At 72.1% G+C, this 24,825-nt stretch carries 25 protein-coding genes and 1 pseudogene; 13 read left to right on the top strand and 13 right to left on the bottom strand.

Features of this window, described 5'->3' with window-relative positions; genetic code table 11:
• Positions 1 to 20: 20 nt before the first annotated feature.
• Entirely contained in the window at positions 21 to 917 is an 897-nt protein-coding gene (locus FHX81_RS35925) for a bifunctional helix-turn-helix transcriptional regulator/GNAT family N-acetyltransferase (RefSeq protein WP_141982936.1), read from the top strand.
• A gap of 50 nt (positions 918 to 967) precedes the next feature.
• Here FHX81_RS35925 and FHX81_RS35920 read toward each other — a convergent pair whose 3' ends face one another.
• Positions 968 to 1,468: an RICIN domain-containing protein gene (locus FHX81_RS35920; RefSeq protein WP_141982935.1), complete on the bottom strand. Its 501-nt coding sequence runs from the start codon at positions 1,466 to 1,468 to the stop codon at positions 968 to 970.
• Positions 1,469 to 1,618: 150 nt separating this feature from the next.
• Here FHX81_RS35920 and FHX81_RS43090 point away from each other — a divergent pair.
• From FHX81_RS43090 to FHX81_RS35890, 6 genes and pseudogenes are all read left to right on the top strand, one after another.
• Positions 1,619 to 1,804, top strand: a pseudogene (locus tag FHX81_RS43090) (hypothetical protein); the annotation flags it as partial.
• 152 nt (positions 1,805 to 1,956) lie between these two features.
• A complete protein-coding gene (locus FHX81_RS35910; RefSeq protein WP_141982933.1) occupies positions 1,957 to 2,724 on the top strand; it encodes an IclR family transcriptional regulator in 768 nt (255 codons plus the stop codon).
• Positions 2,725 to 2,791: 67 nt separating this feature from the next.
• Positions 2,792 to 3,538, top strand: a complete 747-nt coding sequence (locus FHX81_RS35905; protein WP_342787243.1) for an MIP/aquaporin family protein — start codon at positions 2,792 to 2,794, stop codon at positions 3,536 to 3,538.
• A gap of 10 nt (positions 3,539 to 3,548) precedes the next feature.
• Positions 3,549 to 5,054, top strand: a complete 1,506-nt coding sequence (glpK, locus tag FHX81_RS35900) for a glycerol kinase GlpK (protein WP_141982932.1) — start codon at positions 3,549 to 3,551, stop codon at positions 5,052 to 5,054.
• On the top strand, positions 5,047 to 6,588 hold the full coding sequence (locus FHX81_RS35895) for a glycerol-3-phosphate dehydrogenase/oxidase (RefSeq protein ID WP_141982931.1): 1,542 nt from the start codon (positions 5,047 to 5,049) through the stop codon (positions 6,586 to 6,588). The genes glpK and FHX81_RS35895 overlap by 8 nt, the downstream gene beginning before the upstream one ends.
• Positions 6,589 to 6,641: 53 nt before the next feature.
• On the top strand, positions 6,642 to 7,094 hold the full coding sequence (locus tag FHX81_RS35890) for an acyl-CoA thioesterase (protein WP_141982930.1): 453 nt from the start codon (positions 6,642 to 6,644) through the stop codon (positions 7,092 to 7,094).
• A 45-nt stretch (positions 7,095 to 7,139) separates the two neighbouring features.
• Here FHX81_RS35890 and FHX81_RS35885 read toward each other — a convergent pair whose 3' ends face one another.
• Entirely contained in the window at positions 7,140 to 7,451 is a 312-nt protein-coding gene (locus FHX81_RS35885; RefSeq protein ID WP_141982929.1) for a hypothetical protein, read from the bottom strand.
• A 222-nt stretch (positions 7,452 to 7,673) separates the two neighbouring features.
• On the opposite strand from FHX81_RS35885, the gene FHX81_RS35880 reads away from it, so the two are divergent.
• Entirely contained in the window at positions 7,674 to 7,919 is a 246-nt protein-coding gene (locus FHX81_RS35880; RefSeq protein ID WP_141982928.1) for a hypothetical protein, read from the top strand.
• Between the two features lie 55 nt (positions 7,920 to 7,974).
• Here FHX81_RS35880 and prcA read toward each other — a convergent pair whose 3' ends face one another.
• The 5 genes from prcA to FHX81_RS35855 form a co-directional block, all read right to left on the bottom strand.
• Positions 7,975 to 8,787 (bottom strand): proteasome subunit alpha, encoded by an 813-nt coding sequence (gene prcA / locus FHX81_RS35875; RefSeq protein ID WP_141982927.1) that lies wholly within the window; start codon positions 8,785 to 8,787, stop codon positions 7,975 to 7,977.
• A 55-nt stretch (positions 8,788 to 8,842) separates the two neighbouring features.
• Complete coding sequence (gene prcB / locus FHX81_RS35870) at positions 8,843 to 9,691, bottom strand: proteasome subunit beta (protein WP_141982926.1); 849 nt, start codon at positions 9,689 to 9,691, stop codon at positions 8,843 to 8,845.
• 34 nt (positions 9,692 to 9,725) lie between these two features.
• Positions 9,726 to 9,920, bottom strand: a complete 195-nt coding sequence (locus FHX81_RS35865; protein ID WP_053716644.1) for a ubiquitin-like protein Pup — start codon at positions 9,918 to 9,920, stop codon at positions 9,726 to 9,728.
• Positions 9,921 to 10,004: 84 nt separating this feature from the next.
• Positions 10,005 to 11,498 carry a depupylase/deamidase Dop gene (gene dop, locus FHX81_RS35860; RefSeq protein ID WP_141982925.1) on the bottom strand — a complete coding sequence of 498 codons (1,494 nt, stop codon included), beginning with the start codon at positions 11,496 to 11,498 and terminating at the stop codon, positions 10,005 to 10,007.
• Between the two features lie 52 nt (positions 11,499 to 11,550).
• Complete coding sequence (locus FHX81_RS35855) at positions 11,551 to 14,025, bottom strand: FtsX-like permease family protein (RefSeq protein WP_141982924.1); 2,475 nt, start codon at positions 14,023 to 14,025, stop codon at positions 11,551 to 11,553.
• Between the two features lie 104 nt (positions 14,026 to 14,129).
• On the opposite strand from FHX81_RS35855, the gene FHX81_RS35850 reads away from it, so the two are divergent.
• Both FHX81_RS35850 and FHX81_RS35845 read left to right on the top strand, forming a co-directional pair.
• Positions 14,130 to 14,624, top strand: a complete 495-nt coding sequence (locus FHX81_RS35850; RefSeq protein ID WP_141982923.1) for an NUDIX hydrolase — start codon at positions 14,130 to 14,132, stop codon at positions 14,622 to 14,624.
• A gap of 8 nt (positions 14,625 to 14,632) precedes the next feature.
• Positions 14,633 to 14,911: a DUF6191 domain-containing protein gene (locus tag FHX81_RS35845; protein WP_211363652.1), complete on the top strand. Its 279-nt coding sequence runs from the start codon at positions 14,633 to 14,635 to the stop codon at positions 14,909 to 14,911.
• Here FHX81_RS35845 and FHX81_RS35840 read toward each other — a convergent pair.
• The 3 genes from FHX81_RS35840 to FHX81_RS35830 all read right to left on the bottom strand — a co-directional run bounded on the left by FHX81_RS35840 (position 14,883) and on the right by FHX81_RS35830 (position 18,379).
• Positions 14,883 to 15,803, bottom strand: coding sequence for an aldo/keto reductase (locus FHX81_RS35840; RefSeq protein WP_141982921.1), 921 nt, complete (start codon positions 15,801 to 15,803; stop codon positions 14,883 to 14,885). The genes FHX81_RS35845 and FHX81_RS35840 overlap by 29 nt on opposite strands.
• A 58-nt stretch (positions 15,804 to 15,861) precedes the next feature.
• Entirely contained in the window at positions 15,862 to 16,629 is a 768-nt protein-coding gene (locus FHX81_RS35835; RefSeq protein ID WP_141982920.1) for an ABC transporter permease, read from the bottom strand.
• A gap of 841 nt (positions 16,630 to 17,470) precedes the next feature.
• The gene (locus FHX81_RS35830; RefSeq protein ID WP_141982919.1) at positions 17,471 to 18,379 is read right to left on the bottom strand and encodes an ABC transporter ATP-binding protein; all 909 of its coding nucleotides are present in this window, start codon (positions 18,377 to 18,379) and stop codon (positions 17,471 to 17,473) included.
• 111 nt (positions 18,380 to 18,490) lie between these two features.
• Between FHX81_RS35830 and FHX81_RS35825 the strand changes: the two genes are divergently transcribed.
• A complete protein-coding gene (locus tag FHX81_RS35825; protein ID WP_141982918.1) occupies positions 18,491 to 19,597 on the top strand; it encodes a sensor histidine kinase in 1,107 nt (368 codons plus the stop codon).
• Positions 19,594 to 20,238, top strand: coding sequence for a response regulator (locus tag FHX81_RS35820; protein WP_141982917.1), 645 nt, complete (start codon positions 19,594 to 19,596; stop codon positions 20,236 to 20,238). Before FHX81_RS35825 ends, FHX81_RS35820 begins: the two co-directional genes overlap by 4 nt.
• Before the next feature lie 111 nt (positions 20,239 to 20,349).
• On the opposite strand, the gene arc is transcribed toward FHX81_RS35820, so the two are convergent.
• A complete protein-coding gene (gene arc / locus FHX81_RS35815) occupies positions 20,350 to 22,149 on the bottom strand; it encodes a proteasome ATPase (protein ID WP_141982916.1) in 1,800 nt (599 codons plus the stop codon).
• A gap of 240 nt (positions 22,150 to 22,389) precedes the next feature.
• Between arc and FHX81_RS35810 the strand changes: the two genes are divergently transcribed.
• Positions 22,390 to 23,196, top strand: coding sequence for an Rv0361 family membrane protein (locus tag FHX81_RS35810; protein ID WP_141982915.1), 807 nt, complete (start codon positions 22,390 to 22,392; stop codon positions 23,194 to 23,196).
• A gap of 71 nt (positions 23,197 to 23,267) precedes the next feature.
• Here FHX81_RS35810 and FHX81_RS35805 read toward each other — a convergent pair whose 3' ends face one another.
• Both FHX81_RS35805 and FHX81_RS35800 read right to left on the bottom strand, forming a co-directional pair.
• On the bottom strand, positions 23,268 to 24,095 hold the full coding sequence (locus tag FHX81_RS35805) for a tRNA (adenine-N1)-methyltransferase (RefSeq protein WP_141982914.1): 828 nt from the start codon (positions 24,093 to 24,095) through the stop codon (positions 23,268 to 23,270).
• A 97-nt stretch (positions 24,096 to 24,192) separates the two neighbouring features.
• A complete protein-coding gene (locus FHX81_RS35800) occupies positions 24,193 to 24,783 on the bottom strand; it encodes a hypothetical protein (protein WP_141982913.1) in 591 nt (196 codons plus the stop codon).
• Between the last annotated feature and the right edge of the window lie 42 nt (positions 24,784 to 24,825).

Genomic DNA, 24,825 nt, shown 5'->3' with positions numbered 1-24,825 from the left:
AATTCAGTGGGGGGTCGACGATGACGGTCGCGGACGTGCGCGCGTTCAACCGCTTCTACACCGGCGTGATCGGCGTGCTCGACCGCGGCTACCTCGACTCGCCGTACTCGCTGACCGGGGTGCGGGTGCTGTTCGAGCTGGCCGGGGGCGCGTGCGAGGTGCCCGACCTGCGGACCGCGCTCGACCTGGACGCCGGCTACCTCAGCCGCATCCTGAGCCGCTTCGAGCGCGACGGCCTGGTCACCCGCACGGCGTCGGAGCGCGACGCCCGACGCCGCGTCGTCGCCCTCACGCCGCGCGGCGAGTCGGTGTTCACCGAGCTGAACGCCCGCTCGGACGCCGGGATCGGCGCGCTGCTGGCCCGCGTGCCGCCGTCGGACCGCGCCGAGCTGGTGGCGTCCATGCGCAAGGTGGAACGCCTGCTCACCGGCTTCCCCCGGTCCTACCTGCTGCGACCGTTGCGGCCGGGTGACCTCGGGTGGGTGGTCAACCGGCACGGGGTGCGGTACGCGGAGGAGTGCGGCTTCGACCAGACCTTCGAGGCGCTGGTCGCGCGGGTCGCGGCCGAGTTCGCGGAGCACCACCGCCCCGACCGCGAGGCGGCGTGGATCGCCGAGGTCGACGGCGAACCGGTCGGGTCCGTGTTCTGCGTGCGCGTCGACGACCGCACCGCCAAGCTGCGCCTGCTGCTGGTCGAACCCGCCGCGCGCGGCCTGGGCATCGGCGCGCGGCTGGTGGACGAGTGCCTGCGCTTCGCCCGCCGGACCGGGTACGCGCGGGTGGTGCTGTGGACCGTGGCCGGGCTCGCCGCGTCACGGCACATCTACGAGAAGGCCGGCTTCCGCGTCGAGACGAGCGCCCCGGAACGCCTGTTCGGCCGCGACGTCGAGGCGCAGACCTGGTCGCTGGACCTGTGACGGCGCGGGTGTGCGCCCCGACCACCGGGCCGGGGCGCACACCGCGTTCGTCAGGACTTGTACCAGGCCTGGTTGGCCCAGCCGTTGCACGTCCAGACCTGCACCCGGCTCCCGTTGTGCGTCGGCGACGACACGTCCAGGTCGAGGCACCGGCCGTCGTGCCAGCTCACGATCTCGCCGTTGGTGTACATGGTCCACTTCTGGTTGTCCCAGCCGTTGCAGTCCCACAACTGGACCCTCGTGCCGTCGTGCGTCGGCGACGAGACGTCCGCGTCCAGGCAGCGGCCGTCGTGCGTGCTGCGGATGGTGTAGTCGTCGTAGTAGGTCCACTTCTGGTTGTCCCAGCCGTTGCAGTCCCAGATCTGCACCGCGGTGCCGTTGTGGGTCGGCGACGACACGTCCGCGTCCAGACAGCGCCAGTCGTGCACGCTCTGGATCGGAGTGTGCGCGGTCCGCGCGGACGGCACACCGGCCGACGCGCCCGCGGGTGCGACGGCGAGCGCGGCGAGCAGCAGTCCCAGCACCGCGAACAACTTGGTCAGGTGACGCATTCGATCCCCCCGAAGGTCGACGGACCCGAACCGTCCCAGGGAGCGCGGTGGGTACGGCAGCACAGGGTGAGATATCACCGTGTGATTGCGCGGCTCCCTTCCGTAACGCTCCCCGGGGTGCCGGGCGATTCCCAGTCGGGGGGACTTGTCATGGAACGACGGAGAGCCGGATGGGTCGCGCGGGTGCCGGACAGCCTGTGGTCGCGCCTGGAGGTCGTCGCCGCGCTGGAGGCGCGGGACATCGCGAGCCTGCTCGTCCTGCTGCGGCGCTACGCCGGGTACAGCCAGAACGACCTGGCGGGCGTCACGGGCATCGCGCAGGGTCGGATCAGCGAGTACATGCGCCGGCGGCGGCTGCCCACGCTGGACACCATCGAGCGGATCGCCGACGGCCGCCCGACTGCCGCCGGCGGCTCGGGCTGGCACCGGAACCGCGCTGACCACGCGAGGTTCGACATGGTCGAACGACTTCGCGCTAGAGTGATCGCGTGCCCGGACCCATCCAGTCCATCGAACGGGCGGCCGCGGTCCTGCGGCTGCTGGCCAGCGGCGCGCGGCGGATGGGGGTCGCGGAACTCGCCCGAGCCCTGGAGCTGCCGAAACCGACCGTGCACGGCATCCTGCGGACGTTGCAGCTCGTCGGGTTCGTCGAGCAGTCGCCCGACACGGGCAAGTACCAGCTCGGTGCGGCGCTGTTCCACATCGGCAGCAGCTACCTCGACGGCAACGAGCTGCGCACCCGGGCCTTGAACTGGTCGGACTCGCTGGCCTCGCGCAGCATGGAGAGCGTCCGCATCGGCACCCTGCACGAGAACCAGGTCCTGGTCGTGCACCACGTGTTCCGCCCGGACAACTCGCGCCAGGTGCTCGAGGTCGGCGCGCTGCTGCCCGCGCACGCCAGCGCGTTGGGCAAGGTCCTGCTCGCCGACGACCCGGTCGGCCTCGGCCTCGCCGACGACGGGCCGCTCAAGGCCTACACCGCCGCCACGATCACCGGCCTCGACCGGCTCGGCGACGCGTTGGAGCAGGTCAGGCAGCGCGGCTGGGCCTCGGACGTGGAAGAGCTGGTCGAGGGCGAGGTGTCGCTGGCCGCGCCCATCCGGGACCGGCGGGCGGTGACCGTGGGCGCGGTCGGGATCTCGGGACCGGTCGAGCGGTTGTGCGACGAGCGCAAGCAGCCGCGCACCGACCTCGTGTCCTACGTCCGGGAGGCCGCGCGGTCCATCTCGCGCGAGCTCGGCGCCATCCCCTGGTGACGCGGGCGTTCCGGAAGGGTTGACATCTTGTGAGCGTCGGCACAGGATTCACGCGCACCGTACGACATTGTCGAACGGCATTCAGGCCAGAGAGGGCGCGTGGATGACCAACCAGTCGATCTTCATCGGTGAGTTCCTGGGCACCGCACTGCTGTTGCTGCTCGGCAACGGCGTCGTCGCGGGCGTGGTGTTGGCGAAGTCGAAGTCCCACGGCGCGGGCTGGGCGGTGATCACGTTCGGCTGGGGCTTCGCGGTGCTCGCGGGCGCCTACGCGGTCGCGCCGCTGTCCGGCGCGCACCTCAACCCCGCCGTCACGGTCGGCCTGGCCATCCACAACGGCGACTGGGCCACCGTCCCGGTCTACCTGCTCGCCCAGTTCCTCGGCGCGTTCACCGGCGCCGTGCTGTGCTACCTCGCCTACCTCGGCCAGTTCCGCGCCAACACCGGCGACGTGCTCGGCGTCTTCGCCACCGGCCCCGAGGTCCGCCACCGCGCCCAGAACCTCACCACCGAGGTCATCGCCACGTTCGTGCTGGTGTTCGTCATCCTGGCCACCGGCCAGACCAAGGGGCTGGAGACCTCCGGCACCGGCGTGCTGATCGTCGCCCTGCTGGTCGTCGGCATCGGTATGTCCCTGGGCGGGCCCACCGGCTACGCCATCAACCCCGCGCGCGACCTCGGCCCCCGGCTCGCGCACGCCGTCCTGCCGATCCCCGGAAAGGGTGGATCGGACTGGGGGTACGCCTGGATCCCCGTCGTCGGTCCCCTGATCGGCGGAGCATTGGCCGGGCTCGTCGACATCGCCGTCTACTGAGGAGCGTCCCGTGAGCACTTACTCCGCCCACTCTTTCGTGGCAGCCATCGACCAGGGCACGACCTCCTCACGCTGCATCGTCTTCGACCACGGCGGCGCGATCGTGTCCGTGGCGCAGAAGGAGCACCGGCAGATCTTCCCCAAGCCCGGCTGGGTCGAGCACGACGCCGAGGAGATCTGGGCCAACGTGCTCGACGTCGTGCACGGCGCCCTGCAGAAGGCGTCGCTGACCGTGCACGACCTGGCCGCCGTCGGCATCACCAACCAGCGCGAAACCACGCTGGTGTGGGACAAGGCCACCGGCAAGCCCGTGCACAACGCGATCGTCTGGCAGGACACCCGCACCGACCAGCTGGTCAAGGAGCTCGGCGAGCAGAACCGGTTCCGGGACAGGTGCGGCCTGCCGCTGGCCACCTACTTCTCCGGGCCCAAGGTCCGCTGGCTGCTCGACCACGTCGACGGCCTGCGCGAGCGCGGCGAACGCGGCGAGGTGCTGTTCGGCACCATGGACACCTGGCTGATCTGGAAGCTCACCGGCCGCCACGTCACCGACGTCACCAACGCCAGCCGCACCATGCTGATGAACCTGGAGACGCTGGACTGGGACGACGAGCTGGTCGACGCCATCGGCGTGCCCCGGGCGATGCTGCCGGAGATCCGCTCGTCCGCCGAGGTCTACGGCACCGCCACCGGCACGCTGGACGGCGTCCCGGTCGCCTCCGCCCTGGGCGACCAGCAAGCCGCGCTGTTCGGCCAGACCTGCTACTCGCCCGGCGAGGGCAAGTGCACCTACGGCACCGGCAGCTTCCTGCTGGTCAACACCGGCGACAAGCCCGTGGTCTCGGAGAACGGCCTGCTCACCACGGTCGGCTACAAGATCGGCGACCAGCCGGCCGCCTACGCGTTGGAAGGCGCGATCGCGGTGACCGGCGCGCTCGTGCAGTGGTTCCGCGACAAGATGGGGCTCATCTCCAGCGCCCCCGAGATCGAGACGCTGGCCCGGTCGGTCGAGGACAACGGCGGCGCCTACTTCGTGCCCGCGTTCTCCGGCCTGTTCGCGCCGCACTGGCGCTCCGACGCGCGCGGCGTCATCGCGGGCCTCACCGGCTACATCGACAAGGGCCACATCGCCCGCGCGGTGCTGGAGGCGACCGCCTGGCAGACCCGCGAGGTCGTGGACGCCATGAACGCCGACTCGGGGGTGGAGCTGACCACGCTCAAGGTCGACGGCGGCATGACCGCCAACAACCTGCTCATGGGGTTCCTGTCCGACGTGCTGGACGTGCCGGTGGTGCGGCCGATCGTCGCCGAGACCACCTGCCTGGGCGCGGCCTACGCCGCCGGTCTCGCGGTCGGCTACTGGTCGGACACCGAGACCCTGCGCGAGAACTGGCACAAGGCCGCCGAGTGGCTGCCGACCATGGACGCCAGGACTCGTGACAAGGGCTACCGCAAGTGGAAGAAGGCGGTCGAGCGGACCGTCGGCTGGATTGACGAGGACGACAACGATGAGTGAGCAACGGGCTAGGGCGCGCGAGGCGCTGGGACACGGCGCCTTCGACCTGGTCGTGATCGGCGGCGGCGCGCTGGGCATCGCCACCACGTGGGCGGCGGCCCGCTCGGGCCTGCGGGTGGCGCTGGTCGAGGCGGGCGACTTCGCGGGCGCCACGTCCAGCGCCTCGTCCAAGCTCGTGCACGGCGGCCTGCGCTACCTGGCGATGGGGCCCGGGGCGGTGCCGATGGTGCGGGAGAACCACGCCGAGCGGCGCGCGTTGGGCGACCGCCTGGCACCGCACCTGGTCCGGCCGCTGCCGTTCCTGGTGCCGGTGTACCGGGGCGGGCCGCACTCGCGGTCCGTGCTCGGCGCGGGGGTGGTGCTGTACTCGGCGCTGTCCGGGTTCGGCGACGGCGTGGGCAAGGTGCTGTCGGCGCGCCGGGCCGCGCGGTACGTGCCGCACCTGCGGACCGAGGGCCTGCGCGGCGCGGCGCTGTACTACGACCACCAGATGAACGACGCGCGGGTGGCCATCACGGCGGCGCGTGCGGCGGCCGAGGCGGGCGCGGTGCTGCTGAACCACGTCGAGGTGGTGGGGCTACGCAAGCGCGGGTCGCTGGTGACCGGCGTCGAGCTGCGGGACAAGGTCGACGGCGGCGGGTTCGGGCTGGACGCGTCGGTGGTGGTCAACGCCACCGGGCCGTGGCTGGACTCGGTGCGGCGGATGGAGGACCCGTCGGCCGCGCCCAGCATCCGGCTGTCCAAGGGCGCTCACCTGGTGCTGAAGACCGACACGCCGTGGCGTGCGGCGATGACCATCCCGGTGGACGACGTGCGGGTGTCGTTCGCCATCCCGTGGGAGGGGCAGCTGCTGCTGGGCACCACCGACGAGCCGTACGAGGGCGACCCGGCGGACGTGCGGTGCTCACCGGCCGACGTCGACCAGATCCTCGGCGAGGCGGCGGTCGGCATCGTGGACTCGGCCCTGGACCGGTCCCGGCTGGCGTACGCGTTCGCCGGGCTGCGGGTGCTGCCCGGCGGGTCCGGCGACACCAGCCACGCCAAGCGCGAGACCGTGATCACGCGGGGCCGCGGCGGGATGATCAGCGTGGCGGGCGGCAAGTGGACCACGTTCCGGCGGATCGGCGCGTCGGTGCTGGCCCGGGTCGGCGAGGCGCTGGGCCGGGACCTGGCGCACGCGTTCGACGGGGTGCCGGCGGCGTTGCCGGGCGCCGCGCTGCCCGAGCGGGTGAGCGCCCAGCTCGGCCGTGAGCTGCCCGCCGTGCCCGACGACGTGCTGCGGCACCTGGCCACGCACTACGGGACGGTCAGCCACGAGGTGCTGGCGCTGGCGTCGGAGGACCCGTCGCTGCTGGACCGCGTGCACCCCGACGGGCCCGACATCTGGGCGCAGGTGGCGCACGCGCAGCGGTACGAGTGGGCGACCGAGGTGGACGACGTGCTGCGGCGGCGGACCACCGTGGTGGTGCGCGGGCTGGACACGCCGTCGGTGCGCGAACGCACCGGGCGGCTGCTGGCACGGGCGATCGCGTAGTCCGGCGCGCCGGTCCGGCGGGTGGTGCCGGTGGGGGTCCGCATACTCGACGCATGCCCTTCACCAGCACCACCCACGTGCGCTGGCCGGACGTCGACCAGAACGGCCACATGCGCACCACCGCGTACCTGGACGCGGCCGAGGACAACCGGATGCAGTACTTCGCGTCGGCGGGCTTCCCGGCCGCGGAGTTCGCCGCCCGTCGGATCGGGCCCATCTCGCACGGCGACGACATCCGCTACCGCGCCGAGATGCGCCTGCTCGACCCGATCGTGGTGGAGCTGCGGCTGGCCGGCCTCGCCTCGGACGGCGCGCGGTTCCGCCTGCACAACAAGGTGATCAAGGCCGACGGCCGCACCGCCGCCACCATCGTGACCACCGCGGGCTGGCTGGACCTCGACGCCCGCCGGCTCGTCGTCCCACCGGACGACCTGCTCGCCGTGCTCACGAGCTTGGAGCGGACCAAGGACTTCACCGACCTGCCCTCGCCCCTGGCCCGCGCCTGACACGCGGGATGGGGCACTCCCCCCGAGTGCCCCATCCGCACCTCTTCACCTGCGGCGCGCGACCAGCGCCAGCACCCCGAGCAGACCGATCTGCCCGGCGACCAGCGCCACCACGGCCCACGTGGGGAAGTCCGGCGGGACCACCCTCAACGTGAGCACCGGACACACCACGGCGCCCGCCGCCGCCAAGGCGACGACCACCGCGTCGAGCAACCGGGAGGTGTGGGCGGCGGGAACCGCCACCTCCACCGACAGCCCCGACTTCTCCAGCCGTATCCGCGCCGCGCGGGTCGGGTCTCCCCATCCCGCGGTCGTGTCGGACCCGATGGCTTCCGGGTCCGGCCTCACTCCACTCATCGGTGCACCTTTCTTCCACGTGACCGCCTGCCGGCCATCCCCCCTCGGATCAGGCCGCCAGTCGTTCGCGTGGACCTCCGGCACACGTGCGCGACGAGCTCCTCCACGGTACCGCGCCGACGCCGAGAAGCAACCGGTTCCACACGGATTCCACACTGGAAATGTGGTGTTTTGGTGGCGAGCGGGATAGCCTCGACGGTGCAGGCGGGGAAGGGTGGGAGCATGTCGTCGGTCGAGCGCGCCACGTCGGACAAGCCCCCGGTCGCGGACCGGGTGAACGTCGCGCTGATCGCGGAAGCGGTCGAGGCGTTGGGCAAGCTGCAGGACCGGACCGGGCTGAAGAAGGTGGACCTGGTCAACCGGGCGTTGCTGATCTACGAGTTCGTCGACTCGGAGCTGCGCGCGGGCAACCAGGTGGTGCTGCGCGACCCCGAGGGCCGCGACCAGCTCGTCAAGATCTTCCTGTAGCACGCGCGAAGGGCCCCCGACGCGGTGTCGAGGGCCCTTCGCGGGGTGCGACCGGCTACGCCTTGTCGTCGTTCGGCGGCAGGTTCACGTCCGTCACCGGCTTCTTCCGGCCGCCCTTGGCGGGCGGCTCCTCCGCCTTGGCCTCGTCGGCGGGCGCCGGCTCGTCACCGGGCAGCAGCGCCGCCAGCGCCGCCCCCGTGATGCGGCGGAACGCCCGCCGCGGCCGGGACCGCTCCAGCACGGCCACTTCCAGCTTGCCGCGGTCGAGCAGGTCCGGCTTGCCGTTGCCGGTGGTGGTGCTGCCCGAGCTGAGCGCCTTCACCGCCGTGGCCACGGCCTCGGCCAGCGGCTGGCCCTCGGTGTAGGCGTCCTTCAGGGCGGTGCCGGTCGCCTCGGCCTGGCCGCCCATCACGACGTACTGCGGCTCTTCCACGATCGAACCGTCGTAGGTCAGCCGGTACAGCGTGTCCTGCTCCGGCTCGGTGCCGACCTCGGCCACGCAGATCTCCACCTCCAGCGGCTTGATCTGCTCGGCGAAGATCGAGCCCAGGGTCTGGGCGTAGACGTTCGCCAGCGAGCGGCCCGTGACGTCGCGCGGGTCGTTCTGGTAGCCGCGGATGTCGGCGAACCGGATGCCCGCCTGGCGCAGGTTCTCGAACTCGCTGTAGCGGCCGACCGCGGCGAACGCGATGCGGTCGTAGATCTCCGACACCTTGTGCAGGGTCGCGGACGGGTTCTCCGCGACGAACAGCACGCCGTCGGCGTACCGGAGCACCACGACGCTCCGGCCTCGGGCGATGCCCTTCCGGGCGTACTCCGCGCGGTCGCGGAGGATCTGCTCGGGTGAGGCGTACAACGGCATCGTCACTGCTGCGGCTCCCGGGCTCGGCGGATGCGGGTGGGGATGGGGGTCGACACGGCTCTCAGCCCGCCGGCCTGGCCTTGCGGCCCTCGACGACCGACTCGGCCAACGCGGCGGTGTCGGCGTCGGGCAGGTGGACCGCCCCGTCGGCGGTGATCGTCACCACGACCGGGTAGATCTTGCGGATCACATCCGGGCCGCCGGTGCCCGAGTCGTCGTCCGCCGCGTCGTACAGCGCCTCGATCGCCGTCCTGGCGGCGGCCTCGGCGTCCGCGTCCGGGTCGTAGAGCTTCTTCATCGCCGACTTCGCGAACAGCGAGCCCGAGCCCACGGCCTGGTAGCCCTGCGACTCCTCGTACCGGCCGCCGGTCACGTCGTAGGAGATGATGCGGCCCGCGCGGTCCGGGTCGGGCGCGGCGGTGTCGAAGCCCGCGAACAGCGGCACGACCGCGAGGCCCGCGAGCGCCGCGTCGAGGTTGCCCTTGATCATCGCGGAGAGCCGGTTCGCCTTGCCGTCCAGCGACAGCGAGACGCCCTCGATCTTCTCGTAGTGCCGGAGCTCGACCGCGTAGAGCCGGACGATCTCGACCGCGATGCCCGCCGTGCCCGCGATGCCCACCGCCGAGTAGTCGTCGGTGATGAACACCTTCTTCATGTCGCGCTGGGCGATCACGTTGCCCATCGTGGCGCGCCGGTCGCCCGCGATGACCACGCCGCCCTTGAAGGTGAGGGCGACGATGGTCGTGCCGTGCGGAGCCTGCACCGCGCTGCCCTCGGGCAGGTGGCGGCTCGACGGCAGCAGTTCGGGAGCCTGGGCGCGGAGGAAATCGGTGAACGACGACGACCCCGGCCTGAGGTAGGCCGGGGGCAGCGACGCGGCCGGGTAGTGCCCGGTCGAGCTGTGGTCCATGTGTGCGTTCTTCTCCTGTCCCGCCGGCGGCTTCTTACTCGCCGCCCTTTTGCACGTATGCGCGGACGAAGTCCTCGGCGTTCTCCTCGAGCACGTCGTCGATCTCGTCGAGGATGGCGTCGACGTCCTCGCCGAGCTTCTCGCGGCGTTCCTGGCCGGCGCCGGCCGCGCCGTCGCCGTTCTCGTCGCCGTCACCGCCGCCTTGGCGCTGAACCTGTTCCTGGGCCATGTCGACCTCCCGGTCTTCGGGTCCTGCGAGTTAAACACTACCCACCAGGCACGACATCCTGTGCCCGCCACTCGGGTCTGTTGATCAGCCCCTGGTGAGCGCCTCCACCAGCTGCTCGGCCGTGTCCGAGGCCTCCAGCAGGGCTCCGACGTGCGCTTTCGTGCCGCGCAGCGGTTCCAGGGTGGGGATCCGGACGAGTGACTCCCGACCGAGGTCGAAGATCACCGAATCCCACGAGGCGGCGGCCACCGAAGTGGGGTAGCGCTCCAGGCACCGGCCGCGGAAGTAGGCGCGCGTGTCCTCCGGCGGCGCGAGGATCGCCGCCCGCACCTCCTCCTCGCTGACCAGGCGCTTCATCGAGCCGCGGGCCACCAGCCGGTTGTAGAGGCCCTTGTCCAGCCGCACGTCGGAGTACTGCAGGTCGACCAGGGACAGCCGGGGCGAGCCCCAGGCGAGGCCGTCCCGGGACCGATACCCTTCGAGCAACCGCAGTTTCGCCACCCAGTCGAGGCGGTCGGCGCACTCCTGCGGGTCGCGGGCCAGCGCGTCGAGCACCTCGCCCCACACCCGCAGCACGTCCCGGTCGCCGTAGCCCTCCTGCTCCACGAACGCCGAGGCGCGCTCGTAGTAGGCGAACTGGAGGTCCAGGCCGGTGAACTTGCGGCCGTTGGACAGCTCGACCTTGGTCTTGAGCGTCGGGTCGTGGCTGATCTGGTGCACCGCCCGGACCGGCTCCTGCAGGCGCAGGTCGTCGAACCGGCGGCCGGCCTCGATCATGTCGAGCACCAGCGACGTCGAGCCGCACTTGATGTAGGTGGAGTACTCGGCCAGGTTCGCGTCGCCGATGATGACGTGCAGCCTGCGGTACTTGTCCGCGTCGGCGTGCGGCTCGTCGCGGGTGTTGATGATGCCGCGCTTGAGCGTGGTCTCCAGGCCGACCTCGACCTCGATGTAGTCCGAGCGCTGGGACAGCTGGTAGCCGGCCTCCTCGCCCGCCGCGCCGATGCCGACGCGGCCGGAGCCGACGACGACCTGCCGCGACACGAAGAACGGCGTCAGCCCGGCGATCACCGCGGTGAACGGCGTGCTGCGCTGCATCAGGTAGTTCTCGTGGGTGCCGTAGCTGGCGCCCTTGCCGTCGACGTTGTTCTTGTAGAGCTGCAGGCGGGGCTGGCCGGGGACGGTGGCGGCGCGCATCGCGGCCTCCTCCATCACCCGCTCCCCCGCCTTGTCCCAGATCACCGCGTCGCGGGCGTTGGTGACCTCGGGCGCGGAGTACTCGGGGTGCGCGTGGTCCACGTAGAGGCGCGCGCCGTTGGTGAGGATGACGTTGGCCGCGCCCAGGTCCTCGACATCGCTGTCGCCCGGGTGGCCGCCGGGGGTGCCGAGGTCGAAGCCGCGCGCGTCGCGCAACGGCGATTCGACCTCGTAGTCCCAGCGCGCCCGGCGCGCCCGCGGTATGTCGGCGGCCGCCGCGTAGGCCAGCACGACCTGTGTCGAGGTGAGCACCGGGTTCGCCGTCGCGTCACCCGGCACCGAGATGCCGTACTCGACTTCGGTTCCCATGATCCGCCGCATGTACGCAGAGTACGACCTTCCACCGGCACACCGCCCGGACCGGGGTCACGTTTCAGCCGGCGGCGAGCCCGGCGGCGGGCCTGATCCGGGACGCGCCGCGGGCCGGGCCGAACGCGGCGAGCACCGCCAGGACCACCACGCCCGCGCCGCCGACCAGCAGCGGCGCCACGGCCGCCGTCGGCCACACGAGCACGCCGACCGCGGCCAGCGTCAGCTCGGCGTAGACGAGGCCGAACACACCCCCGCCCAGCACGCCGACCAGCGACAACAGCACCGCTTCGGCCACCACGCCGCCTTGCAGGCCGCCCTTGGTGACGCCCAGCGCGCGCCGCAGCGCCAGCTCCTTGCGGCGCTCCTGGACGGAGATCGTCAACGCGGTCCCGATGCCGGTCACGGCGACCGCGACGGACAGCCCCAGCAGCACCATCAGCAGCACGATCCCCAGGTCGAGGTAGCGCTGGTTCTGCGCGCTCGTCTCCGCCTTGGTCTTCACCAGAACGGTGGGCGAGTCGGCCAGCGCGGCCCGCACGCCCGCCTGGTAGGCGGCCGGGTCCGCCCCCGGCGCGAACGCCACCAGCACCTTCGTCGCGGGCCCGAGGTCCGGGTCGGCCAGCACCACGTCGGCGTCGTCCAGCATCGAGCCGGTGAACGTGCCCACGAACGTGGCCGTGCGCGGGCCGCCGGGCAGCCCCGGGACCGTGAACGGCCGGCCGAGCTGCGCGCCGAACCGCTCGGCGTACCACTCGTCGAGCATGACGGTGCCCGGCCCGAAGTCCCGGGCGTCGACGTTCTGCCTGGTCAGCCACTCGCGCATGGGCTCGGGGTCGGCACCGACGACCTGCGTCGGGAACGTGTGGCCCTCGGCGTCGGTCTGGTCGGCCTCGACGCCGTGCACCACGACCGTGGTCGCCGCTTCGGGCCGGTTGGCCGCCGCGCCGACACCGCCGTCCAGGGCGCGCCCGCCCGAGTCCGCCACCACCGCGTCGGGCTGCGGCTCGTTGCTGAACTCGTCCTCCATGCGCTGTGCCGAACCCACCGTGACGGCGAAGAACGTGACCATGGCGGCGGCCAGGAGCAGCGGCATCGCCACCGACGCGGACCGCTGCGGCACCCGCCGCACCTCGGCCGCCGCGAGCTTCCACTGCGCGCCCCCGAAGCGGCTCGCGACCGAGCCGAAGATCCGGCCCAGCGCGGGCACGACGACCGGCCCGAGCACGCCGAACAGGCCGAACACGGCGGTGATGCCGGAGAACAGGACCAGGAAGATCGCCGCCAGCGAGCCTTGGGCGAGCACGGCCAGCGCGCCCATGACGCCCGCCGCCGCCACGAGCACGATGCCGAAGATCCGCCGACGGCGCACCACGGCCCGGTCGGGCGTCTGGCCTTCGGACGTCCGCAGTGCCGCAAGCGGCGAGACGCGCGCGGCGGCCAGCGCGGGCCGGACCGCGGCGAACGCGCTGAGGGTGGCCGCCGTGACGACACCGATCACGGTCTGGCCGACGGTGGGCAGCAGCGCCGGGCTCAACTCGACCGCGCCGAGGATCGAGGACAGCCCGGTGGCGTCGAACAGCCTGGCCAGCAGCCAGGCCACCGACCCGCCGAGCACCGCGCCGACCAGGCCCGCGACCACGCCGGTGACCAGCGCTTCGAGGAGGTTCGCCCACACCAGCGGGCCGCGGTGCGCGCCGAGGCAGCGCAGCAGCGCGGTGTGCCGCCGGCGTTGCGCGTAGACGGCCCGGTAGGTGGCGGAGGCGACGAACACGGAGGTGGCCAGCGCCAGGATGCTGAACGGCAGCAGCACGGCCGCCAGGCTCCTGTCGGACGGTTCCGCGGCGATCGCCGCCCGGGTGTCCACCCGCTGCCCCTCGCCCACCACCTGCGCGACGGCGGCCCGGTCGCCGCCGACGACGTAGATCGCCTCGACGCGGGGTGTGCCGCCGAGCCTGGCGGCCAGGGCCTCGCCGACCACGATCACCGGCTCCTCGCCGACCGAGCCGCGCTTGGTGATGCCGCGGACGACGACGTCGATCGGCTCGCCCGCCGCGTCGGCCATTCGAATCGAGGCGCCGGGCTTGAGGCCGTGCTCGTAGGCGGTGACCCGGTCGATCGCGATCTCGCCGTCCGGTCCGGGCGAGCGGCCCTCCAGGATCGGCACGCGGTGCAGGTCCGCGCGGTCCGGCTCGATGTCCGCGGTGGCCCGGCGGTCGCCCGCCCGGCCGCCGTCGAGCAGGAGGTCGGCGCGGACCTCGCGGATCGGCTGCGCCGCCGTCACACCGGCGACGTGCGCCACCCGGTCGGCGGTCGCCTGGTCGAGGTCCGCGCCGCCGTACACGGGCGGGCGGACGACGAGGTCGACGCCGGCGGGCACGGTGGGCGCGCCCTCGTCGGTGGCGCGGACCATGGCGTCGCTGAGCATCAGGGCGGCCAGCAGGCACGCGATGCCGACGACCAGGGCGACACCGGGCAGCACGGCGCGGCCGGGCCGGTCGCGGACCTCGGCGACCGCGAGCCGCAGGGATGTGGGCACAACTCCTCCTCGTGACGCGAACGCCACGACGGTAGGAATCGGCGGCATCGGCAGGCGTCGGCCCGAGGTAGCACGGGCCGGTACTACCTGGGGAGGATCTTCACGTGGAACACGTAGTGGTGGTGGACCCCGACGGCACGCCCATCGGCACGGCGACACGCGCACGGATGCGCGAGGAGGGGCTGTGGCACCTGTGCGCGGCGATCGTCGTGCGGTCCTCGGACGGGACGCGCCTGTACGTGCACCGGCGCACCGACACCAAGGACGTCTACCCCGGGCTGTACGACCCGACGTGCGGCGGGGTGGTCGCGGCGGGTGAGACGCCCGACGAGTGCGCGGTGCGGGAGCTCGCCGAGGAACTGGGCGTCCGGGCGGTGCCGGAGTTCCGGTTCAGCACGCCGTTCGTGGACGGAACCATCCGGTACGTCGCGCACGTTTACGAGGTGCGCAGCGACGGGCCGTTCACCCACCAGCCGGAAGAGGTGGCGTGGGGCGGCTGGCTGGGCGTGGACGAGGTGCGGGCGTTGGCGGAAGACCCCGGGTGGCCGGCTGTACCGGACGGCCGGGCCCTGATCCGGGAGTGGTTGCGGTGGGCATGATGTTCGCGATGTCGATCCCCGGCCTGGCCGTGCTGCTGGTCGGTCTCGCGGCCGGGGAGCGCGTGCTGAGGTGGGTGCGCCGGCGCAAAGGTCACCCGGTCGTGTCGGCGACCGCGTTCGACGAGTTCACCACCGTGTTCCAGGGCGGCAAGCACATCGAGCTGCGGCAGCGCGAGGTGACGCGGATGCTGGGCGAGGACGAGGAGTCCGGCGCGCCGCCGCACGGCCCCGTGGACCTCGACTCGGGCGCGGTCCGGCTCACTCCCAAGCCAGCGACGCCCGGGTAGCCCAGTACCGCTCGGCGGGCTCGGCGCAGTCCGCCAGCTCGTCGGGGTCCAGGTCCACCTCCCGTGCGCGCAGGTTGGCGTGCAACTGGTCCGGGCTCGCCGCGCCGGACAGGACCACGTCGGCCCACGGTTGCGCGCGCACCGCGGCCAGCGCGACGGCGTCCGGGCCGACGCCGTGCCGGTCGGCCAGGTCGCGCACGCGCGGCGGCGGGTCGACGGCCACCCTGCCGTTGGCCAGGCCTTCCTTGACGAACACCTCCGCCCCGGACTCCCGGGCGAACGCCAACGCGGGCCCCACCGACGTCTCCAGGACGTTCCAGGTCGACTGGACGCTGTCGAACAGCCGCCGCCCCTCGACGGTGAGCTCCAAGGCCCGCCGCACCGTCTCGCCCTGGTTCGGGCCGGACGTGGAGAAGCCGAGGCGCACTCCCGAGTCCCGCAGCCCGCCCAGGGCGAGGAGAAGGTCCGGGTCGCCGAACAGCGGACTGTCCGATGTCAGCGAGTGCACGTTGTAGAGCCCGACGTGCGCCCCGAGCAGTTCCTCGGTCTCCCGCCACTGCCGGGTGAACCGCTCGACCGAGTGCTCCTTCACCTCGTGGGTGTCCACGTCCCGCCGCCAGTCGGCCACGTAGGCGTAACCCCACTTGCTGGACACCTGCACGTCCTGGTGGCCGCGGGCGGCCAGCCACTGCGCCAGGAACTCCTCCGCCCGACCGTAGGACCGGGCGGCGTCCACCCTCCGCACCCCTGCCGCGTAGGCCGCGTCCAGGACGGCGTGGCACTGCGCGCGCATGGCGTCCACGTCCCGGTGCTCGGGCAACGCGTGCTCCCGGCCGAGGTTGATGTAGGCGGGTCGACCGAGCGCGGCCAGGCCAAGGGCGAAGTCGGACACGCCCGCCACCGTAACCGCCACCCCCGCCGGGCGCCCGCTTACCGGCGGGGGTGCAGGGTCAGGCGTCGCGGCGCAGGAGGGTCAGGGCGCCTGCGCCCAGGGCAACCACGAGGTAGGCCAGCATCACCAGGCCGGCCTGGAGCGGGGACAGGGGCGTGCCGGACATCTCGCCGGACAACTGCGGGGCGAGGGACGGCAGCATCACCGAGTACACGCGGCCGTTCCAGGGTTCGGGCAGGATCAAGGTCAGTGAAGGCAGCACGAAGAGCAGGGCGCAGAGGGTGACCAACGCGCCCGCGGTGGAGCGGAGCACGAAGCCCAGGCCCAGGCCCAGCAGACCCATGAGGACCAGCGACGCGGTGTTCGCCAGGAGGGTCGGCACGGCGTCGCCGAACGCGGCGTAGGCCGAGATCGGTTCCGGGCGGTCCCCGGTGATCAGCTCGCCCGTCTCGTAGGCGACGAGGGTGGTCGCCAGGCCGATCAGCAGGGACGCCCCGGCCACCACGACGGCCTTGGCCAGCAGGTAGGCCTTGCGCTGCGGCACGGAGACCAGGGCCGTCCTGATCATGCCGCTGCCGTACTCGGTGGTGATCGCCATCGCGCCCAGCACGCCGAGGCAGAACTGGGTGAACGGCACCACCATCGCGCTCGGGTCCGCCGACCCGAACTGCTGCTGCAGTTCCGGCGGCGAGGTGTCCCAGTCGGCCGTCATCAGGTAGGACACGAGCGCGCCGCCGAGCAGGCACGCCGTGATGGCCAGCAGGACGTAGGTGGTCGAGCGGACGGAGCGGAGCTTCAGCCACTCCGAGTTCAGGACTTCGGTCATCGGTACGTCTCCTCGGGGTGATGGGTCCGCGCTGCGCGCGGTGCGGTCGAGCAGGGCGTCAGGCACCCGCCGCCCGCTCATGGCCCGCGATCATGAGGACCGGGGCTTCTGCCTGGCTGTGGGTGGTCTCGGTGGTGAGCGCACCTCCGCGCTCGGGGCTCGGGTCAGCGGTGGCCGATCCGGCCTGCCCGCTCGGGCGGCTGCCCTCAGGTCGGTCGGGGTTCCCGCCGGTCGCCGGCGGCGCGGGCGGCCGTGATGCGACCGCCGTCGAGGGGTCCGCATCGGCAGGCGCATACCCGGTCGGCCGGCCCGGTTGGACGCCCCGGAGACCCGTTGCACGAGGTCATGGCCGAGACGTCCGGCGTCCGGAGCCAGGTCCGGCACGGTGGTGGTGGCTGGGGTGCGGCAGGGCGAGGCGTTCCGCTGGGGTACGCGCGCCCTGGGTCGGTCGTCGAGTGATCATCCCGGCCGACGCCGGGTAGGAGCCTCGGGTCGGTTGGTGACGTGTCGGATGACCACGCGAAGGGCCCGTGAGGTGTCCGGCTGGGTGGTGGTCGGTTGAGGGGCGGGTGTCGGGCCAGGGGGCAGGGTCGGGTGAGGGTTGGGCGTCGGGCGAGGGCCGGGCGGGTGTCGGGTGTCGGTCGGGGGGTTGGTGTCGGTCGGGCGACGGTCGGCGTCAGACGAGGCCGGCTTCAGGCGATGGGAGCAGGCGTTGGGCGGGGTCGGGTCGGGGGTCCGGCGGCCGGCGGCGAGGGGGTCGAGGGTCGAGGCCGGGCCGAGGTCGAGGCCGGGCGGGGATTGGGCGGGGTCGGAGTGAGGAGACAAGGGGGTGGGAGGGCGGTCATCCGGTGGGTTCTTTGGTGCGGTACTCGACGCTGTCCTCGGTCAGTTCCAGGTAGGCGTCTTCCAGGGATGCGCTGCGCGGGGTCAGTTCGTGGATCGGGATGCGGTTGCGGGAGGCCAGGGTGGCGATTTCCGGGGCGGCCAGGCCTTGGACCAGCAGGGCTCCCGCTTCGGTGCGGGTGGTGGCGCCGGCGGTGGACAGGAGGGGGAGCAGGGTGTCCGGAGTGGGGGTGCGCACGAGCACGTCCCGCTTGAACTTCTCCTGCAGGTCCTCCATCGAGGCCTCCAGGATCAGCCTGCCCCGGCCGATCACGATCACCCGGTCGGCGGTCAGGGCCATCTCGCTCATCAGGTGGCTGGACACGAGCACGGTGCGGCCCTCGCGGGCCAGGCCGCGCATCAGGTGCCGGATCCAGCGGATGCCCTCCGGGTCCAGCCCGTTCACCGGCTCGTCGAACAGCAGCACGCCCGGGTCGCCGAGCAGGGCCGCCGCCACCCCCAGGCGCTGCTTCATGCCCAGCGACAGCGAGCCCACGCGTCTCTTCGCCACCCCGGCCAGGCCGACCTGCTCCAGGGTCGTGACGACGCGGCTGTCCTTGATGCCGTTGCTGCGGGCCAGCACGCGCAGGTGGTCGTAAGCCGACCGGCCGCCGTGCACCGCGCCCGCGTCGAGCAGCGCGCCGACCTCGTGCATCGGTCTGCGGATCCCGGCGTAACGGCGGCCGTTGACCAGCGCCTCGCCGCTCGTCGGGCGGTCCAGGCCGAGGATCGCCCGCATGGTGGTGGACTTGCCCGCGCCGTTGGGCCCCAGGAAGCCCGCCACGTAGCCCGGCTTCACCTCGAACGAGAGCCCGTCCACGGCCCTCGTGGCGCGGTAGCGCTTGGTCAGTTCCCTCACTTCGATCATGGGGAGGAGCCTGCCGGCGCGGGGCGCGGGGCGGATCGGACCGGGGTCTGCGATTCCGGGTCGGACCGTGGTCCGACGTCACGCGCCGCCACGCCGGTTACCGTGCCGGTCGTGACGTCGCGAGTCCTCCGGATGCTGCCGACCGCCTACCTGTACGCGCTGGACACGGCCATCGCCGTGATCCTGATCATGGTGTACCTCGACTTCGCCCGGATGAGTGACGTGCCGCCGTGGCTGGGCTACCCGGTGGCGCTCCTCGTGGGCGCGCCGCTGGCGCTGCGCCGCAAGCGGCCCGTCCTCACCCTGGGCATCGTGCTGGCGGCGCAGAACGTCGCCACGCTCACCCACATCACGCTGGAGCCCTACAGCGCGACGGCGTTCGCGATGTACATGGTGGCCACGACCTGCTCGCAGCGGGTGGCCGTGGGCTCGCTGGCCACCGCCCTGGGCACGGCGTGGGTGGCGGTGCTGGTCAGCGAGCCGTGGCCGGAGTCCTTCGGGCTGTCGGTCTTCCTCACGGTGGTCGTGTGCGCCGCGTGGGCGTTGGGCCGCACCACCCGGATCCGCCGCTCCTACCAGGACCGCCAGGCCGCCGAGGCGTCGGCCAAGGCCGTCGCCGAGGAGCGCCTGCGGATCGCCCGCGAGCTGCACGACGTGGTCGCGCACAGCCTCAGCCTGATCACGGTCAAGGCGGGTGTCGCCGCGCACGTCGCGTCGGCGCGGCCCGAGCAGGCCAAGGAGGCGCTGGAGGTCATCGAGCAGGCGTCCCGGGGCACCCTGGTCGAGATGCGGCGGCTGCTGGGCGTGCTGCGCTCGGAGGACTCACGGGCCGAGCTCGCGCCCATGCCCGGCATGGACGACCTGCCCGAATTGGTGACGCGGGCGTCGCTCGCCGGTGTGGAGGTGTCACTTTCGGTGACCGGGTCGCTGCCCGACGCGCTGGGGCTCACCGTGTACCGCCTCGTGCAGGAGTCGGTGACGAACGTGGTCAAGCACGCGGCCCCGGCCCGCTGCGAGGTGTCGATCGACGTCGGGGACGATGCGGTGCGGATCCACGTGGTCGACGACGGACCAGGGGAACGGGTGTTGGCCGGTGGCGGCGGAGGGCACGGGTTGATCGGGATGAGGGAGCGGGTGGCGGTCTACGGCGGCACGTTCTGGGCCGGCCCGCCGGCCGGCGGCGGGTTCGCGGTGCGCGCCGAGGTGCCGCTGTCGTGACCGACGTGGTGATCGTGGACGACCAGGCGCTGCTGCGCGGCAGCTTCCGGGTGCTCGTGGACTCCGCCCCCGACCTGCGGGTGGTCGGCGAGGCAGGTGACGGCGCCGAGGCGGTGTCCGTGGTGCGCTCGACGTCCCCGGACGTGGTGCTGATGGACGTCCGGATGCCCAACGTGGACGGGATCGCGGCCACCCGCGAGATCGGCGCGTTCAGCGCCGCCCGGGTGCTCATCCTCACCACGTTCGACCTGGACGAGTACGTCTACTCGGCGCTGCGGGCCGGCGCGAGCGGGTTCCTGCTCAAGGACACTCCCCCGGCCGACCTGCTGGCCGCGATCCGCGTGGTGGCCGCCGGCGACGCCCTGCTGTCACCCTCGGTGACCCGCCGCCTGGTGGCGGAGTTCACCCGCACACCCCCACCTCGCCCGATCCGACTGGAAGGCGTCACCGAGCGTGAGCGGGAGGTGCTGGTGCTGATCGCCCGGGGGTTCTCCAACGCCGAGATCATGCACGAGCTGCACCTGTCCACCGGCACGGTGAAGACCCACATCGGCCGCCTGCTGCACAAGCTCCAGGCCCGCGACCGGGCCCAGCTCGTGATCGCCGCCTACGAATCCGGCCTGGTCACCGCCCGCGCGTGACCCCGGAACGCGGCCTGACCCCGGAACACCGGACATCCCGGAACGCGGAAGACCCGCCCGGCGCGTCGTCCGGGCGGGTCCTCCAGGCGGGTTGTCGCAGGCAGTGCGGTGTTACAGGTACTGACCGGTGTTGGTGGCCGTGTCGATCGCCCGACCCGACTCCTGGTTCTTGCCGGTCACCAGCGTGCGGATGTAGACGATCCGCTCGCCCTTCTTGCCCGAGATCCTGGCCCAGTCGTCCGGGTTGGTCGTGTTGGGCAGGTCCTCGTTCTCGGCGAACTCGTCCACGATCGCGTCCAGCAGGTGGCGCACCGACAAGCCCGGCTGCTTGGTGTCCAGCAGGCTCTTGATGGCCGCCTTCTTCGCGCGGTCGACGATGTTCTGGATCATCGCGCCGGAGTTGAAGTCCCGGAAGTACAGGACCTCCTTGTCACCGTTGGCGTAGGTGACCTCCAGGAAGCGGTTCTCCTCGGACTCCTCGTACATCCGCTCGACCGTGTGCTGCACCATGCCGTCGATGCAGGCCACCGGGTCGCCGCCGAACTCGGCCAGGTCGTCGGCGTGGATCGGCAGGTCGGGCGTCAGGTACTTGTTGAAGATGTCCTTCGCGCCCTCGGCGTCCGGGCGCTCGATCTTGATCTTCACGTCGAGCCGGCCGGGCCGCAGGATCGCCGGGTCGATCATGTCCTCCCGGTTGGAGGCGCCGATCACGATCACGTTCTCCAGGCCCTCGACGCCGTCGATCTCGCTGAGGAGCTGGGGCACGATCGTGGTCTCGACGTCGGAGGACACGCCGCTGCCGCGGGTGCGGAAGATCGAGTCCATCTCGTCGAAGAACACGATCACCGGGGTGCCCTCGGAGGCCTTCTCGCGGGCCCGCTGGAAGATCAGCCGGATGTGCCGCTCGGTCTCGCCCACGAACTTGTTGAGCAGCTCGGGGCCCTTGATGTTGAGGAAGTAGCTCTTGGCCTCGCGGTGGTCCTCGCCGCGGGCGGCGTGGACCTGCTTGGCCAGCGAGTTCGCCACCGCTTTCGCGATGAGCGTCTTCCCGCAGCCGGGAGGGCCGTACAGCAGCACGCCCTTGGGCGGGCGCAGCTTGTACTCGCGGAACAGGTCGGCGTGCAGGAACGGCAGCTCCACGGCGTCGCGGATCTGCTCGATCTGCCGGTAGAGGCCACCGATGTCCTCGTACCGGACGTCGGGCACCTCCTCCAGCACCAGGTCCTCGACCTCGGCCTTCGGCACGCGCTCGTAGGCGAAGCCCGCCTTCGAGTCGACCAGCAGCGAGTCGCCCGCCTTCAGCGGCGAGTCCATCAGCGGCTGCGCGAGCCAGACGACCCGCTCCTCGTCGGCGTGGCCCACGACCAGGGCACGGCCGATCGAGCTGTCGGCGGTCTCCGAGGCCAGCACCTCACGCAGCGTGCAGACCTCGCCGGTGCGCTCGAAGTCGCCGCCCTCGACCACGGTCAACGCCTCGTTCAGGCGCACCGACTGGCCCAGGACCAGCGACGACGTCTCCACCGCCGGCGAAACCGAGACCCGCATGCGACGGCCGGAGGTGAACACGTCCACCGTGCCGTCGTCGAACCGGGCCAGGAACACGCCGTAGCCGCTGGGCGGCTGCGCGAGGCGGTCCACTTCCTCGCGCAGCGCGAGCAGCTGGCTCCGCGCTTCTCGAAGGGTGTCGATGAGCTTCGTGTTGCGCTCGGTCAGTTGGCTGACGCGCTCCGTCGCCTCCGCCAACCGCTGCTCCAGCAGGCGGACGTGTCGTGGGGATTCCGTCAACTTGCGGCGCAGCAACGCGATCTCGTCCTCCAGGAACCTGATCTGCGCTGTCAGCTCACCAGAGTTGTTGCCCTTGTTCAGCTCGCCACCCTCATCGGGCTGGCTGCCGGGATGACCGTGCTGCATGTCGGCACCCTCCTCCCGTGTTCGTACGACAACGGTACCGGCGATCACCGACAAAAGCCGCCACCCAGCGGGTTCCCGGGCGTCGTGTGATGACACAAACCGCCCGCTCGGCCGGATCAACTGCTCCATACCGGTGTCTGCCGGAACCTCCTACCCGCTACCGTGCGTCCCATAACGAGTCCCACGCGCGTAGTCCGGGCAGTGTCCACTGCCACCAGCGGAAAGTTCTAGGAGAACGTGATGTCCGTCCCGCCGCAGCAGCCGGGTCCCTACGGTCAGCAGCCGGGTCAATTTGGCCAGCAACCAGGCCAATTCGGCCAGCAGCCGGGGTACGGCCAGCAGCCCGGCGGGTACCCGCCGCCACCTCAGGGTTTCCCACAGGGTGGGCAGCAGCCGGGCTACGGCACGCCGCCCGGTGGCTACGGGCAGCCGCAGCAGCCCGGCCCCGGCCAGCAGCCCTACGGCCAGCCCGGCCAGCCCGGCCAGTTCAACCAGCCCGGTTACGGCCAACCGGGTGGTTTCGGCGACCCCTACGGCGCGCCGCCGAAGAAGAGCCCCCTGCCGTGGATCCTGGGCGGCGTCGGCGCCCTGGTCGTGATCGGTGTCGTCGTCGTGCTGGTCATGACGATGGGCGGGGGCAGCAACGGCACCGCCAAGGACGCCGCCGACAGCTACGTCGCCGCGGTCAACTCCCGTGACTTCGACAAGCTCAAGACGCTGACCTGCAGCGAGAAGCACGGCACGATCGACGACATCAAGAAGGCGACCGACCCGGGTGCCTTCGCCGCCGAGCTGGAGAAGCAGCTCGAGGACCTGCCGCCGGAGTTCAAGAAGCAGGTCGAGGAGGCCCAGGAGGCGGCGAAGAGCATCAAGGTCAACCTGACCGTCGACAAGGTCGAGGAGACCAGCGACACGGCGGCCACGGCCACCGTCTCGGTGAAGTTCAGCGGCGTGCCCGACAGCATGAAGGAGTACGTCAAGGACGACACCGACACGCTGCCGTTCAAGAAGACCGACGACGGCTGGGTGGCCTGCCCGAACAGCTGATCGACCCCCACCGCGACGAACGGGCCCCGCGCCTCGCGTGCGGGGCCCGTTCTCGCTGGTCGGAGCCTTGCTCAGCCCTTGGACGGGCGGCGCTGGGGCCGGGGCGGGGTGACGCCGTCGGCGAGCCTGCGGGTGGTCAGCAGGAACGCGGTGTGCCCGATCATCCGGTGCTCCGGCCGCACGGCCAGCCCCACCACGTGCCACGGCCGCACGAGGGTCTCCCACGCGTGCGGCTCGGTCCAGTGCTGCTGCTCCCGGATCGCCTCGGTGACCTTCGACAGCTGCGTCGTGGTCGCCACGTACACCACCAGCACACCGCCCGGGATGAGGCTGCGCGACACCGCCGGCAGCACGTCCCACGGCGCGAGCATGTCGAGCACGACCCGGTCGACCTCACCCTCGTGCGAGGCCACGTCGCCCACGGTCAGCGACCAGTTGCCCGGCCGCTCGCCGAAGAACTGCTCGACGTTGCGGATGGCGTGGTCGGCGTGGTCCTGCCGCACCTCGTACGACGTCACGCTGCCCTTCTCGCCCACCGCGCGCAGCAACGAGCAGGTCAGCGCACCCGACCCGGCGCCCGCCTCCAGCACCCGCGCGCCGGGGAACACGTCGCCGTACATGACGATCTGGGCCGCGTCCTTGGGGTAGATCACCTGGGCGCCGCGCGGCATGGACAGCACGTAGTCCGACAGCAGGGGCCGCAGCGCCAGGAACGAAGTGCCGCCGACGGAGACGACCACGGACCCCTCGGGCTGCCCGATCAGCTTGTCGTGCGGCAACGCGCCGCGGTGCGTGTGGTACTCCTTGCCCGGTTCGAGCACGATCGTGTAGTGCCGCCCCTTCGGGTCGGTCAACTGCACCCGGTCTCCCGGCTGGAACGGACCACTGGCGGTGCTCACCGCGGCGAACCTCCTGCTTAAACGCGTGTCAACAGCGCACGATGGTCGCACGGGGGCCGCACACCGCCCGTGGCGGCCCACCCCGCGACCCGCGCCGTCACTCGCCCTGGTCGCCGACCTTCTCCCTGGTCCGGCCGCCCTTCGCCAGCTCGGTCACGGTGTGGTACACCGGCCAGCCCACCAGCCAGATCCCGCCGACGAGCGTCATGGTCGCCATCTGCCCCCACAGCGCCTGCGTGCGTTCCGGCGTGCCCACGACGAACATCAGCAGCAGCATCACCGCGCACGCGATGGCCCACGCGGCGGCGAACTTGCCCCACTCGCGCCACTCGTGGCGGACCTTCGCCATGCCGTGCTTGGGCGGCTTCACCGGCGGCGGTCCGCCGGCGAACCGGTGGGCGACGCGCTGGTCGGCCCACCGCAGCATGCTGTGCCCGAACGCCACGCTGACGCCCAGGTAGATCGCGGCCAGCCCGTGCACGCCGGTGGCCTCGCCGCCGGACCTGAGGTCGAAGACGGTCGCGACGAGCAGCACCACGTCCACCACCGGTGTGCAGACCAGCAGCACCGCACCCAGCCGGGGTTTGCGCAGCACGTACCGGGCCAGCAGACCCGCGCCCAGCACCACCCAGAACCCGATCTCACAGGCCACGATGAGAAACACCAACGGTTCAACCACGATCACCATGCTGCCGGTGGCGCACGCCTCGCGCGTCGTCGGGCCGGCCGA

It is taken from the genome of Saccharothrix saharensis (genome assembly GCF_006716745.1).
Classification (GTDB): Bacteria; Actinomycetota; Actinomycetes; order Mycobacteriales; family Pseudonocardiaceae; genus Actinosynnema; species Actinosynnema saharense.
This window is presented reverse-complemented; position numbering and strand designations above follow the sequence as displayed.

Excerpts from the sequence above, each read along its gene's own strand:
- dop (WP_141982925.1), bottom strand. The coding sequence starts at position 11,498 with ATGCGGCGGATCATGGGAACCGAAGTCGAGTACGGCATCTCGGTGCCG.
- FHX81_RS35890 (WP_141982930.1), top strand. The coding sequence starts at position 6,642 with ATGCCCTTCACCAGCACCACCCACGTGCGCTGGCCGGACGTCGACCAG.
- FHX81_RS35920 (WP_141982935.1), bottom strand. The coding sequence starts at position 1,468 with ATGCGTCACCTGACCAAGTTGTTCGCGGTGCTGGGACTGCTGCTCGCC.
- FHX81_RS35810 (WP_141982915.1), top strand. The coding sequence starts at position 22,390 with ATGTCCGTCCCGCCGCAGCAGCCGGGTCCCTACGGTCAGCAGCCGGGT.
- FHX81_RS35925 (WP_141982936.1), top strand. The coding sequence starts at position 21 with ATGACGGTCGCGGACGTGCGCGCGTTCAACCGCTTCTACACCGGCGTG.
- prcB (WP_141982926.1), bottom strand. The coding sequence starts at position 9,691 with ATGGACCACAGCTCGACCGGGCACTACCCGGCCGCGTCGCTGCCCCCG.
- FHX81_RS35895 (WP_141982931.1), top strand. The coding sequence starts at position 5,047 with ATGAGTGAGCAACGGGCTAGGGCGCGCGAGGCGCTGGGACACGGCGCC.
- FHX81_RS35885 (WP_141982929.1), bottom strand. The coding sequence starts at position 7,451 with ATGAGTGGAGTGAGGCCGGACCCGGAAGCCATCGGGTCCGACACGACC.
- FHX81_RS35845 (WP_211363652.1), top strand. The coding sequence starts at position 14,633 with ATGTCGATCCCCGGCCTGGCCGTGCTGCTGGTCGGTCTCGCGGCCGGG.
- FHX81_RS35835 (WP_141982920.1), bottom strand. The coding sequence starts at position 16,629 with ATGACCGAAGTCCTGAACTCGGAGTGGCTGAAGCTCCGCTCCGTCCGC.
- FHX81_RS35830 (WP_141982919.1), bottom strand. The coding sequence starts at position 18,379 with ATGATCGAAGTGAGGGAACTGACCAAGCGCTACCGCGCCACGAGGGCC.
- FHX81_RS35800 (WP_141982913.1), bottom strand. The coding sequence starts at position 24,783 with ATGGTGATCGTGGTTGAACCGTTGGTGTTTCTCATCGTGGCCTGTGAG.
- arc (WP_141982916.1), bottom strand. The coding sequence starts at position 22,149 with ATGCAGCACGGTCATCCCGGCAGCCAGCCCGATGAGGGTGGCGAGCTG.
- FHX81_RS35880 (WP_141982928.1), top strand. The coding sequence starts at position 7,674 with ATGTCGTCGGTCGAGCGCGCCACGTCGGACAAGCCCCCGGTCGCGGAC.
- FHX81_RS35865 (WP_053716644.1), bottom strand. The coding sequence starts at position 9,920 with ATGGCCCAGGAACAGGTTCAGCGCCAAGGCGGCGGTGACGGCGACGAG.